The sequence below is a fragment of the Corynebacterium sp. UD i78 genome (assembly GCF_056280545.1).
In genome coordinates, this window is the sequence record NZ_JBWCED010000001.1 from 1,074,892 (window position 1) to 1,087,703 (window position 12,812).

Sequence of the window (12,812 nt, forward strand, 5' to 3'; positions counted from 1 at the left end):
TGTCGAATACCACCCCAGGTGAAGGCGCTGCGGGGACCTGGAGAACGACCCTAGCCGACCAGCGGGAATTCTGCCGCGGAATCGTTCACAGCGGACCGCAGGGCACCGATATCCGGACCTGCGGACAGGATCGACCGCGACATGTTGGGGCTGGCGAGATTCACGGCGTCCCCCGCGATGCGGGCGATGTCGTCGGCGGTGCCGCCCTGGGCGCCCACGCCGGGCATGAGGATCATGCCCCCGACGGCGTCCAGGACCGGCGGATCGGTGACCGTCGCTCCGACGACGACACCGACATTACCGGCACCACCGGCGGCCACGTGGGGTGCGTTGATCTCAGCCACCCGGTCCACGACGGTCTGGGCGACCGTCGGTCCGGAACCGGCGTCGCCGGTGCCCAGTCGCTGGAACTGCGGGCCGGAGGGATTCGAGGTCGCCGCGAGGACGATCACTCCCCCGCCGGTCCGTTCCCCTGCCTCGAGCACCGGGTCCAGGGAACCCAGGCCGAGGTACGGGGACACGGTGACGGCGTCCGCCCGCAGCGGGGAGTCCCCGCCGAGCCAGGCGGTGGCGTAACCGGCCATGGTGGAGCCGATGTCGCCGCGCTTGGCGTCGGCGATGACCAGCGTGCCCCCGTTCCGGAAGGACGCCAGGGCGTCCTCCAGGACGGCGAAACCGGCCGAGCCGAAGGCCTCGTAGAACGCGACCTGCGGCTTCACGACGCACGCTGTGTCGGCGAAGGCCTCCACGCAGATCCGGGTGAACTCTCGCAGGCCCGTGGTGTCCACCGGAAGGCCCCAGGCCTCCAGGATCCCGGCGTGCGGGTCCAGGCCGACACAGAGCCGTCCCAGCGACTCCGCCCGCTCGAGATACCGGTTACCGAAGGTCATGGTTGACGTCCTGGATGGCGCAGACGCCGGTGTCGGAATTCTTGAGGGCCTCGATGCCCTGCACAGCGGCAATGGCACCCTGGACGGTGGTGATGCACAGCACGCCCTTGTTCACGGCCGCGGAGCGGATCTCGTAGCCGTCGTCGCGGGCGGTGGCGTTACCGGCCGTGGTGTTGAGGATCATGTCGACCCCGCCGTCGTTGATCACGTGGACGACCCGACGGTCGGTGGCTCCGGCCGGCAGCTCCTCGGTCTGCTTCGCCACGGTGGTGCACCCGATACCGTTGCGACGCAGCATCTGGGCGGTACCGGTGGTGGCGATCAGGTCGAAACCGAGGGACGCCAGGCGCTGGATCGGCAGGATCATGGTGCGCTTGTCGCGGTTGGCCACCGAGACGAAGCAGGTGCCGGCGGTCGGCAGGGAGCCGAAGGCCGCCTCCTGGGACTTCGCGAAGGCCGTGCCGAAGTCGTGGTCCAGGCCCATGACCTCACCGGTGGACTTCATCTCCGGGCTGAGCAGGCTGTCGAGGACGTGGCCCTCGGGGTCACGGAAGCGGTTGAACGGGAGGACCGCCTCCTTGACCGCGATGGGGTGGCCCTGCGGCAGGGAACCGCCGTCGCGGTCTGCCGGGATCATGCCCTCGGCGACGAGCTCGCGGATGGAGGTGCCGGTCATGATGCGGGACGCGGCCTTGGCCAGCGGGACTCCGGTCGCCTTGGAGACGAACGGGACGGTACGGGAGGCACGCGGGTTGGCCTCGATGACATAGAGGATGTCGTCCTTGAGCGCGAACTGGACGTTCATCAGACCGCGGACGCCGATACCGTGGGCCAGGGCCGCCGTGGACCGGCGGACGTTCTCGATATCGGACTCGCCGAGGGTCATCGGGGGCAGGGCACAGGCGGAGTCACCGGAGTGGATGCCGGCCTCCTCGATGTGCTCCATGACGCCGGCGAGGTAGACTTCGTCGCCGTCGCACAGGGCGTCGACGTCGATCTCGATGGCGTTGTCGAGGAACCGGTCGACGAGCACCGGGTGGTCCGAGGTGATCTCGGTGGCGCGGTCGATGTAGTCGTGCAGGGAGCCCTCGTCGTAGACGATCTCCATGCCACGGCCACCGAGGACGTAGGACGGGCGGACCAGCACCGGGTAGCCGATTTCGGCGGCGACGGCCTTGGCCTCGTCGAAGCTGGTGGCGGTGCCGAAGGCGGGCGCCGGCAGGGCGGCCTTCTCCAGGACCTTGCCGAACTCGCCGCGGTCCTCGGCCAGGTTGATGGCCTCCGGGGAGGTGCCGATGACCGGGACACCGGCGTCGGCGAGACGCTGTGCCAGACCCAGCGGGGTCTGACCACCGAGCTGGACGATGACGCCGGCGACCTCACCGGACTCAGCCTCGGCGCGGTACACCTCCATGACGTCCTCGAAGGTCAGCGGCTCGAAGTAGAGACGGTCGGCGGTGTCGTAGTCGGTGGAGACGGTCTCCGGGTTGCAGTTGACCATCACGGTCTCGTAACCGACGCGGGAGAGCTCCAGGGCGGCGTGGACGCAGGAGTAGTCGAACTCGATGCCCTGACCGATACGGTTCGGGCCGGAGCCGAGGATGAGTACCTTCGGCTTCTCGGTCTGCGGCGCGATCTCGGACTCGGCGGCCGGGTCCAGCTCGTAGGTCGAGTAGTGGTAGGGGGTCTTTGCCTCGAACTCGGCGGCACAGGTGTCGACGGTCTTGAAGACCGGGCGGATGCCCAGCGACCAGCGCAGCGACCGGACGCCGTCCTCACCGGCCAGTTCGGGACGCACCGTGGCGATCTGGGCGTCGGACAGGCCGAAGAACTTGGCCTCGCGGAGCAGGTCCTCGGAGAGCACCGGGGCGTCCTCCAGTTCCTGGCGGAAGTCGACCAGGGCCTTGAGCTCCTCGAGGAACCACGGGTCGACGCCCTTCGAGGCGGTGTGGACCTGGTCCACGGTGGCGCCGAGACGCAGGGCCAGCTCCATGTCATACATGCGGCCCTCGGTCGGGCGGCCCAGGTCGTCGAGGACGGCGGCGAGGTCGTCGGCACGGTCACCGGCGAGCTGCTCGTCGGAGATGGTCCAGAAGCCGGCGGCCTTGGTCTCCAGGGAACGCAGCACCTTGTTCAGGGCGGAAATGTAGTTTCGGGAGACGGCCATGGCCTCGCCGACGGACTTCATCGTGGTGGTGAGGGTGTCGTCGGAACCGGGGAACTTCTCGAAGGCGAAGCGCGGTGCCTTGACGATGACGTAGTCGAGGGTCGGCTCGAAGGCGGCCGGGGTGACCTCGGTGATGTCGTTGGTGATCTCGGCGAGGGTGTAGCCGATGGCCAGCTTCGCGGCGATCTTCGCGATCGGGAAACCGGTGGCCTTGGAGGCCAGCGCCGAGGAGCGGGAGACGCGCGGGTTCATCTCGATGGTGATGAGGCGGCCGTCGTCCGGGTTGATGGCGAACTGGATGTTGCATCCGCCGGTGTCCACGCCGACCGCACGGAGAATAGCCAGGCCCTGGTCACGCATGATCTGGTACTCACGGTCAGTGAGGGTCATGGAGGGGGCGACGGTCATCGAGTCACCGGTGTGGACGCCGAGGGCGTCGACGTTCTCGATGGAACAGACGACCACGGCGTTGTCCGCACCGTCGCGCATGAGCTCGAGCTCGAACTCCTTCCAGCCGAGGATGGACTCCTCGATGAGGACGTTAGCCTCCGGGGACGCCGCGAGGCCGCCACCGGCGATGCGGTCGAGATCCTCGTAGGTGTAGGCCAGGCCGGAGCCCAGGCCCCCCATGGTGAAGGACGGGCGGACGACGACCGGCAGGCCGAGCTCGGCGACGGCCTCATGGACCTCGTCCATGTTGTGGCACACCGCGGAGCGGGCGGACAGGCCGCCGATGGAGGCGACGATGTCCTTGAACTTCTGACGGTCCTCACCGCGCTGGATGGCGGGGATGTCGGCGCCGATGAGCTCGACCCCGTGCTTCTCGAGGATGCCGAGACGGTCGAGCTGGATCGCGGCGTTCAGCGCGGTCTGACCACCCAGGGTCGCGAGCACGGCATCCACCGGGTGGCCGGCCTCGCGCTCGGCGACGAAGATCTTCTCGATGTATTCGGGCTGGATCGGCTCGATGTAGGTGTGGTCGGCGAACTCCGGGTCGGTCATGATGGTGGCCGGGTTGGAGTTGATGAGGGAGACCCGCAGGCCCTCCTCCTTGAGGACGCGGCAGGCCTGGGTTCCGGAGTAGTCGAACTCGCAGGCCTGGCCGATGACGATCGGGCCGGAGCCGATGACGAGGATGTGGTTGAGGTCGTTGCGCTTCGGCATTTAGTTGTTCCCTTCCATCAGCTCGATGAACTGGTCGAACAGCGGGTTGGCGTCATGGGGGCCGGCGGCGGCCTCGGGGTGGTACTGGACGGAGAAGGCGAGGCCGTTGTCGAGGGCGACACCCTCGACACAGTCGTCGTTGAGGCAGGTGTGCGTGACCTGTGCGGTGCCGAAAGGCGTGTCGAAGGGTTCTCCGGCACGGCCCTTGAGAGCGAAGCCGTGGTTCTGGGCGGTGATGTCGATGACGCCGGTGAGGTGGTTGATCACGGGCACGTTGATGCCGCGGTGACCGAACTTCAGCTTGTAGGTGTCCATGCCGAGGGCCCGGCCGAGAATCTGGTTGCCGAAGCAGATGCCGAACAGCGGGATCTTCTTCTCCAGGACGGTCTGGACCTGCTGGACCATCACGTCGGCGGTGGCCGGGTCACCCGGGCCGTTGGAGATGAACACGCCGTCGGCGTCGTACTCGGAGAGCAGTGGCTCGATGGCGGAGTTCGCGGGGACGACGACCGTACGGATACCGCGGGCGGCGAAGTTGCGCGGGGTGTTGGTCTTGATGCCCATGTCGTAGGCGATGACGGTGAACTTCGCGTCCGCACCGTTGTCCGGCTCGACGACGTAGACATCATCGGTGGAGACCTCGGTGGCGAGGTCGGAACCGGCCATCGACGGCTGACCGTCGACGGCTGCGACGAGCGCCTCTACGGGACGCTCAGCGTCCGCGCCGGAGAAGATGCCGGCCTTGACCGAACCCTTGTCGCGCAGGTGGCGGACGATCGCGCGGGTGTCGACCCCCTGGATGCCGATGATGCCCTGGGACTCCATCTCCTCGGCCAGTGAGCGGTCGGCGCGCCAGTTGGAGACGGTGCGCGACAGGTCACGGATGACCAGACCGGCAACCCAGATGCGGTCACCGTGGGACTCGCCGTCCTCGTCGTTCCAGCCGGTGTTGCCGATCTGCGGGGCGGTGGAGACGACGATCTGCCGGTGGTAGGAAGGGTCCGTCATGGTCTCCTGGTAGCCGGTCATCGCGGTCGTGAACACGGCCTCGCCGAGGGTGGTCCCCTGGGCGCCGAAGGCCCGACCGCGGAAGACGCGGCCGTCGGCGAGCACGAGGATCGCAGGGGTTCGGGTGGAACTCACGGAATTGCTCTTCTCTGTCGTAGTAGTCATCTAGTTGTTCGCCTCTCCGTCACGGCAGGTGACCTTACCGCGCAGCAGGGTGGTGGAGACCTTCACCGGCAGCGTTTCGCCCTCGTAGGGGGTGTTCGACGCCTTCGACGCCAGCTCGTGACCGTGGGCGATCCAGCCGGCCTGCGTGTCGACCACGCAGAGGTTCGCCGGCTCGCCGACGGCCACCGGGCGGCCCTGTCCGGGAAGCTTGAGGATCTCGGCGGGCCGCTCGGACATCACCTTGGCGATGAACCGCCAGTCCTGGGGCTCCTCCCCCTCCGGGACGTCGGTGATGAAGGTCCTGGCGATGAGTGCCAGAGAGGTCTCCAGGCCGAGCATGCCGGGGCGCGCCTTGTCGAACTCACAGCACTTCTCCTCGGAGCCGTGCGGGGCGTGGTCGGTGGCGACGCAGTCGATGGTGCCGTCGACGAGGGCGGCACGTAGGGCGAGGGCGTCCTTATGTTCACGCAGCGGCGGGTTGACCCGGAACACGCCGTCGTAGGTCTCCAGCTTCGCGTCCGTGAGGGTCAGGTGGTGGGGGGTGACCTCGGCGGACAGCGGGATGTCATGGTCCTTGGCCCAGCGCAGCAGTTCCACGGTGCCCTCGGTGGAGGCGTGGCAGATATGGGTACGTCCGCCGTAGTCGCGGGCGAGGAGGGCGTCTCGGATCACGATGGACTCCTCGGCGACCCTCGGCCAACCGCGCAGGCCGAGGCGGGCTGCGGTCTCGCCCTCGTGGGCGACCGCGCCCTCGGTGAGGCGGGGCTCCTCGCAGTGCTGCGCGAGCAGGACGTCGAGACCCTTCGAGTACTCGACGGCGCGGCGCATCAGCTGCGGGTCGGCGACACACCTGCCGTCGTCGGAGAACATCCGGACCTTCGCCTCGGACGCTGCCATCATACCGAACTCGGTGAGGTCCTCCCCTGCCAGACCCTTCGTGATGGAACCGACAGGGTGGACGTCACAGAGGTTCGTCTGCTGGCCCTTCATCCACACCATCTCGGCGACGGCGGGTGTGTCGGTCACCGGGTCGGTGTTCGCCATGGTGAACACGGCGGTGAAACCACCGCGGGCCGCGGCAGCGGACCCGGAGGCGATGGTCTCTGTGTCTTCCCGGCCGGGCTCACGCAGGTGGACGTGCATGTCGATGAGGCCGGGCAGCAGCACCTGGCCGTCGAGGTCGAGGACCTCGGCGTCCTCGCCCGGAGTCACGGTGCCGGCGTCGGCGATCTCGGCGATGATGCCGTCGCGCACCAGGACGTCGGCCGGCTCCCCCTCGCCGTAGACGAGGACGCCGCGCAGCAGCGTCTCCCCCGCGGCCGGGTCGTGCAGCGTACCGGTGGCCGGGTAGGCTGCGTCATTCTTCGCGGTGGTCATTCTGCGACACTTCCTTCTGCTCCGACGAGGAGCGTGAACAGGGCTGCCATGCGGACGTGGACGCCGGCGGTGACCTGATTGAGGACGACGGTGTTCGGGGCGTCCGCCACCGAGTCGCTGATCTCCATGCCACGCAGCATCGGGCCGGGGTGCATGATGATCGCGTGGTCGGCGAGTCCGGCGGCGCGGGTCTCGGAGAGCCCGTAGCGGGCGGCGTACTCGCGGTGGGACGGGAAGAACCCGCCGTTCATGCGCTCAGCCTGGACACGCAGCATCATCACGGCGTCCGCCTTGGCCAGCGCGGCGTCCATGTCCTCGGTGACCGTGACCGTGCCCCGGCCGCTGCCCACGTTCGGGTTGAGCCAGTGCTCCATGCCCGGGGCCTGCAGGGTCGCCGGGGCGACGAAGGTGACGTTCGCGCCGAGAGCGGTGAGCAGCAGCGCGTTAGACCGGGCGACGCGGGAGTGCAGCAGGTCACCGACGATGACGACCTCCGCCCCCTCGACCTTCCCGAGCCGGTTGCGCAGGGTGACGGCGTCCAGCAGTGCCTGGGTCGGGTGCTCATGGGCACCGTCACCGGCGTTGAGGACGCTGATGCCGTCACTCCCCTGGCCGACCCAGTCGGCGACCTGACGGGCGGCACCCGAGGACGGGTGGCGCATGATGATCGCGTCCGCGCCGACGGCGCGCAGCGTCAGGGCGGTGTCTTTGAGGGACTCGCCCTTCTTCACCGAGGAGGAGGACGCCGAGATGTTGATGACGTCCGCACTCATCCACTTGCCCGCGGTCTCGAAGCTGGAGCGGGTGCGGGTCGAGTTCTCGTAGAAGAGGGTGAAGACCGTGCGACCGCGCAGGGTCGGCAGCTTCTTGACCTCCCGGTCGCGCAGGGAATCGGCGAAGCGGTCGGCCTCGTCCATCAGTCCGGTGATCTCGTCGGCCGTGAGGTCGGCGATACTCAACAGGTGCTTCATACCTGCTCTCCTTCCCGGATCAGCTGGACGCCGTCCGTCCCGTCGATCTCGGTGAGTTCCACACTGACATCCTCGGTCAATGAGGTGGGGATGTTCTTGCCCACGTAGTCCGCCCGGATCGGCAGGTCGCGGTGGCCACGGTCGACGAGGACCGCGAGCTGGACCTTCCTGGCCCGGCCGATGTCGCGCAGGGCGTCAAGGGCGGAGCGGATGGTGCGGCCCGAGAAGAGCACGTCATCGACGAGGATGACCGTGGCACCGTCGATCCCCTCGCGCGGGACAGTGGTGGACTGCAGTGCCCGGTGCGGGCTGGACTTCAGGTCGTCACGGTAGAGGGTGACGTCAAGGGCGCCGTGGAAGACCTCCACGCCGCTGAACTCGCGGATGCGCTCTGCGAGGCGCGCCGCCAGCGGAACACCCCCCGACGGGATCCCCAGCAGGACGACCCGGTCTGCCCCGGGTGCGTCGAGCGCCGTCTTCTCGATGATTTGGTGCGCGATGCGTGCAATGGTACGACCGACGTCGTCGGCGTCCATGATATTCATCGTGACCTCCTTCCCCGCCTCACGGGACGGATCGTTAAAGGTGGTCGGGTCGGCGTTTCGCCGAGCCCTGTGCCGCTGATCAGTGTAGCACGCGGACAACCCCTGCAGATGCAGCGAGGGTGGCCCCGGAAAACCGGGACCACCCTCGGTGGAATGTCGGTGCGGACTCAGTCCTGGGCGTCCTCGCCCACGATGCCGGCGATGAGGTCGTCAGTGGCGGCCTCCGCGGCCTCCTTCTCGGCGATGCGGCGGGACCGGGAGATCCCGTCGAGCACGGCGTGGACGTAACCGGGGGCCTTGTCGTGACCGTATTCCTTGGCGAGACCGATCCCCTCGTCCACGGCGACCTTCTCAGGCACCTCGGCGTGATTGTGGAGCAGTTCCCAGGCGCTCACACGCAGCACGGCACGGTCCACGGCCGGGAGACGCTCCAGCGTCCATTCGCTGGACAGGTGCCCGGCGATGGCCTGGTCGATGCCGTCGAGATTCTCGGCGACACCGCCGACGATCTGCGCGGTGTACTCGTTGACCGGTGCGACCTGATTCGCCTCGTCGCGGGACAGCTCACGGCGGTCCTCGACGATCTCGACCGGGTCGATGTCCCGGAACTCCGCCTCGAAGAGCATGTCCACGGCGCGCCGACGGGCCCGGAAACGGGACCCGTGGCGGCGGTGGTTCTTATCCTCAGTCATCGGTAGTGATCAGAGCCTCTACTGCGAGACGCGGGAGAGGTAGGAGCCGTCGCGGGTGTCGATCTTCAGGACGTTGCCGGTCTCGATGAACAGCGGAACCTGGACCTCGGCACCGGTCTCCAGGGTGGCGGGCTTGGAGCCGCCGGTGGAGCGGTCGCCCTGCAGTCCCGGGTCGGTGTGCTCGACGACGAGGTCGACGGAGACCGGGAGCTCGGCGAAGAGGATCTCACCGTCGTGGAAGGACAGCTGGACGCGCATGCCGTCCTTGAGGAAACGGCCGGCGTCGCCGAACTTGTCCTGCGGTACCTCGAACTGCTCGAAGGTCTTGGAGTCCATGACGACGTAGTGCTCGCCGTCGTTGTACAGGTAGTCCATGTCGCGGCGGTCGACAGTGGCGGTCTCGACCTTGACGCCGGCGTTGAAGGTCTTGTCGACGACCTTGCCGGAGACGACGTCCTTGAGCTTGGTGCGGACGAACGCCGGGCCCTTACCGGGCTTGACGTGCTGGAATTCGGTGATCTGCTGCAGCTTGTTGTCGATCTTCAGCACAAGACCGTTCTTGAAATCCGCGGTAGTTGCCACGTGTGTACTCCCTTAAGGAAAGTCGGACAGGTAATCGACCTGACAGTCTAGCAGGTGGTGCCCGACGGACCCTAGACGACCTGCAGCTCGGTGGTCGACGGGTTCACCGACTCCGCACCGTCGGCAGTGACGATATAGGTGTTCTCGATCCGCAGACCTGTCTTCCCGGGCAGGTACACGCCGGGCTCGACGGTGAGGGTCTCCCCCGCCACGAGCGTCTCCTCCGGGTCAGTGCGCACCGACGCCGACGGCGCCTCGTGGACGTCGAGTCCCACACCGTGACCGGTGGAGTGGACGAAGTACTCCCCGTAGCCGGCCTCGTCGAGGACATCCCGGCACGCCTTGTCGACGGCGAAAGGGCCGACGCCGGCACGCACGGTGTCCACCCCGGCCTGGAACGACCGGTGGACGATACCGTAGAGCTCACGGGCCAGGGCATCCGGCTCGCCGACGCACACGGTGCGGGTCTGGTCGGAGGCGTAACCGTCGAGCCAGACCCCGAAGTCGACCGTGACCAGCCCCGGGACGATCACGTCACGGGACACCCCGGCATGCGGCTTGGCGCCGTTGGTGCCGGACGCCAGGATCGTGTCGAAACTCAGCCCGTCCGCACCCGCGGAGCGCAGCCGGTGCTCCAGGTCAGCGGCGGCCTCGATCTCGGTGATACCTTCACGGATCCCGCCCGCGGCGATGAACTCGGTGAAGACCGTGTCCGCCAGGTGCCCCGCCGCCCGCAGCGCGTCGAGTTCCGTCCCGTCCTTGACCAGGCGGGCGGATTCCACGGCGCCGGCGAGAATCTCCGGGTCGCCGAGTGCTCGGGCCTGCCCGACCGCCAGCCCCGGCTCGATCGCGTACCCGTCGTCCCCTGCGACGGCGGCGAGTTCACCGAAGAGGTCGCGGGAGATGAGGATGTCCAGTCCCGGGGAAGATGCGGTCTGCTGCCGGATCTGGGTGTCGTACCGGCCGTCGGTCACGATGGTGCCGGTGCCGTCCGCGCCCAGCAGCAGTGCAGCGTTCGATCCGGTGAAGCCGGAGAGGTACCGGATGTTCTTCAGGTCGCTGACCAGCAGATGGTGGTGGCCGGCGTCGGCGATGGTCCGGGCGACGGCCGCCCGACGGGAGGAGTGGTCGACAGGTACGTTCATGGGCTCCGAGACTACCCGTGGCGCCGACGCCCGGCAGGTTCAGCGCTGCGAGAGGAACTCCAGGGCGGCGGTGTAGCCGTAGGCCCCCAGACCGACGATGACGCCGGCGGCACCGGCCGAGAGGTAGCTGTGGTGCCGGAACTCCTCGCGGGCGTGGACGTTGGAGATGTGGACCTCGACATATCCGGCGCCGTCGGCAATCTCCGCCAGGGCGTCCTTGAGAACCACCGAGGTGTGGGTGAGTCCTCCGGCGTTGATGATCACCGCGTTCCCCTCATCGGCGGCACGGTGGATCCGGTCGAGGATCTCACCTTCACAGTTGGACTGGAAGAACTCGACCTCCACGCCCAGCTCGGTGGCGCGGGCGCGCAGCCCGTCCTCGATATCGGCCAGCGTGGTCGCGCCGTAGATGTCGGGCTGACGCTTGCCGAGCCGGTCGAGGTTCGGTCCGTTGACGACGAGGATGCTCATGTCTACTGCTCCTGGAGGGTGGCGGCGTAGGCGGCCTGCAGCGCAGCGTTCTCCGGGGCCTCGAGGCGCACCGGAGCGTAGGGCAGACCGTCACGGTCGGACAGGACGACTATGCGGATGTGACCGTCGCGGTTCTTCTTGTCGCGGCCCATGACCTCCAGCAGTTCCCCGAGGGACGCTCCGTCGTAGCTGGTCGGCAGACCGACGGAGGTGAGGATCCGTCGGTGGCGGGCCACGGCGTCCTCCCCGAGGAGACCGGCGGCGTGGGCCAGCTCCGCCTCGTAGACCATGCCGACAGCGACGGCCCAGCCGTGGCGCCAGCGGTAGTTCTCGTGCTGCTCGACGGCGTGACCGTAGGTGTGGCCGTAGTTGAGGATCTCGCGCAACGAGGATTCCCGCAGGTCCTGACCGACGACATCGGCCTTGACCTTCACCGACAGCTCGATGAGTTCGGGCAGTGCCCCGCGGGGGTCGAGTGCCGCGGCGGGATCGGCCTCGTAGATGTCCAGGATCTTCGGGTCACGGATGAACCCGGCCTTGACGATCTCGGCGGACCCGGCGGAGATCTCCTTGGCAGGCAGTGTGTCGAGGACATCGAGGTCCACCAGGACCGCCGAGGGCTCGTGGAAGGACCCGACGAGGTTCTTGCCGGCGGCGGTGTTGATGCCGGTCTTGCCGCCGACTGCTGCGTCCACCATCGCCAGCAGGGTCGTCGGGTACTGGACGACACGGATTCCACGCATCCAGGTGGCGGCGATGAACCCGGCGAGGTCGGTGGTCGCACCTCCGCCGACGCCGACGATGGCGTCCTGCCGGGACAGCCCGGCGTCCGCGCAGATGTCCCAGCACCCGGCGGCACCCGCGACGGTCTTGGCGTCCTCGGCATCGGGGATCTCGTGGAGGACCGGCTCGACACCGGTGGCACGCAGGCCCTCGGCGACACGCCGGGCCAGATCGGCCAGCGGAGGCTGATGGAGGATCACGGCACGGGCGGCACCAGGGACAGCGTCAGCGACATGACCGGTGAGGTTCCGGCCGATGACGACGTCATAGGGGTTGTCGGTGGCAACGTGGACGCGACGGACATCGGTCATGTCAGGCTCCTTGACTGGGCTGGTGTTTTCGAGGAACTGGAGAATCTCGGACACGGTCTGGCGCGGAGCATGCCCTTCGCTGGTCACGGTGAGGTCACTGACCTCGTCGTAGAACGGGGCACGCTCCGTCTGCAGCTGACGGTACCGGGCCACAGGATCCACCGAAGCGACGACGGGACGGTTCGTGTCCCCGGAGGTCCGGCGGACCCCCTCCTCGGGGGTGACCTTGAGGTGGACGACGAGTTCGTCGGCCAGCAGTGCGCGGGTCTGCGCCGAGATCACCGCACCACCACCGAGGGAGACGATGCCGTCGGTCTGCAGGGCCTCGGCGACGTGCCTCTCCTCGAGCTCACGGAAGGCGGGTTCACCGAGCTCGCTGAAGATCTCACCGCAGCGACGGCCGTAGTCCGCCTCGATGAGCGCGTCGGTGTCCACCACTGTGCAGCCCAGCGCCTTGGCGAGGTGACGGCCGACCGTGGACTTGCCGGCACCGGGCAGCCCGACGAGGACGAGACGGGGACGACGCTGTCCGGTCGTCATG

Annotated in this window: 11 protein-coding genes; all 11 read right to left on the minus strand. The window is 68.1% G+C overall.

Annotation, left to right across the window (positions count from 1 at the left end; all coding sequences use genetic code 11):
* Positions 1-50 precede the first annotated feature (50 nt).
* Entirely contained in the window at positions 51-890 is an 840-nt protein-coding gene (gene pyrF / locus ACZ9GM_RS05070; RefSeq protein WP_291473860.1) for an orotidine-5'-phosphate decarboxylase, read from the minus strand.
* Positions 877-4,221: a carbamoyl-phosphate synthase large subunit gene (gene carB / locus ACZ9GM_RS05075; protein ID WP_476037357.1), complete on the minus strand. Its 3,345-nt coding sequence runs from the start codon at positions 4,219-4,221 to the stop codon at positions 877-879. The genes pyrF and carB overlap by 14 nt, the downstream gene beginning before the upstream one ends.
* The gene (gene carA / locus ACZ9GM_RS05080) at positions 4,222-5,394 is read right to left on the minus strand and encodes a glutamine-hydrolyzing carbamoyl-phosphate synthase small subunit (RefSeq protein ID WP_291473862.1); all 1,173 of its coding nucleotides are present in this window, start codon (positions 5,392-5,394) and stop codon (positions 4,222-4,224) included. It lies immediately after the preceding gene.
* Positions 5,395-6,771 (minus strand): dihydroorotase, encoded by a 1,377-nt coding sequence (locus ACZ9GM_RS05085; protein ID WP_291473863.1) that lies wholly within the window; start codon positions 6,769-6,771, stop codon positions 5,395-5,397.
* Positions 6,768-7,742 carry an aspartate carbamoyltransferase catalytic subunit gene (locus ACZ9GM_RS05090; protein ID WP_291473864.1) on the minus strand — a complete coding sequence of 325 codons (975 nt, stop codon included), beginning with the start codon at positions 7,740-7,742 and terminating at the stop codon, positions 6,768-6,770. Before ACZ9GM_RS05090 ends, ACZ9GM_RS05085 begins: the two co-directional genes overlap by 4 nt.
* Entirely contained in the window at positions 7,739-8,386 is a 648-nt protein-coding gene (gene pyrR / locus ACZ9GM_RS05095; protein ID WP_291473865.1) for a bifunctional pyr operon transcriptional regulator/uracil phosphoribosyltransferase PyrR, read from the minus strand. Before pyrR ends, ACZ9GM_RS05090 begins: the two co-directional genes overlap by 4 nt.
* 68 nt (positions 8,387-8,454) lie before the next feature.
* Positions 8,455-8,979 (minus strand): transcription antitermination factor NusB, encoded by a 525-nt coding sequence (nusB, locus tag ACZ9GM_RS05100; protein WP_291473866.1) that lies wholly within the window; start codon positions 8,977-8,979, stop codon positions 8,455-8,457.
* Positions 8,980-8,997: 18 nt separating this feature from the next.
* A complete protein-coding gene (gene efp / locus ACZ9GM_RS05105) occupies positions 8,998-9,561 on the minus strand; it encodes an elongation factor P (protein ID WP_291473867.1) in 564 nt (187 codons plus the stop codon).
* A 71-nt stretch (positions 9,562-9,632) separates the two neighbouring features.
* Positions 9,633-10,706 carry a M24 family metallopeptidase gene (locus tag ACZ9GM_RS05110; RefSeq protein ID WP_291473868.1) on the minus strand — a complete coding sequence of 358 codons (1,074 nt, stop codon included), beginning with the start codon at positions 10,704-10,706 and terminating at the stop codon, positions 9,633-9,635.
* Between the two features lie 39 nt (positions 10,707-10,745).
* Positions 10,746-11,177 (minus strand): type II 3-dehydroquinate dehydratase, encoded by a 432-nt coding sequence (gene aroQ, locus ACZ9GM_RS05115; RefSeq protein WP_291473869.1) that lies wholly within the window; start codon positions 11,175-11,177, stop codon positions 10,746-10,748.
* 2 nt (positions 11,178-11,179) lie between these two features.
* Complete coding sequence (gene aroB / locus ACZ9GM_RS05120) at positions 11,180-12,811, minus strand: 3-dehydroquinate synthase (RefSeq protein ID WP_291473870.1); 1,632 nt, start codon at positions 12,809-12,811, stop codon at positions 11,180-11,182.
* Position 12,812: the final 1 nt, after the last annotated feature.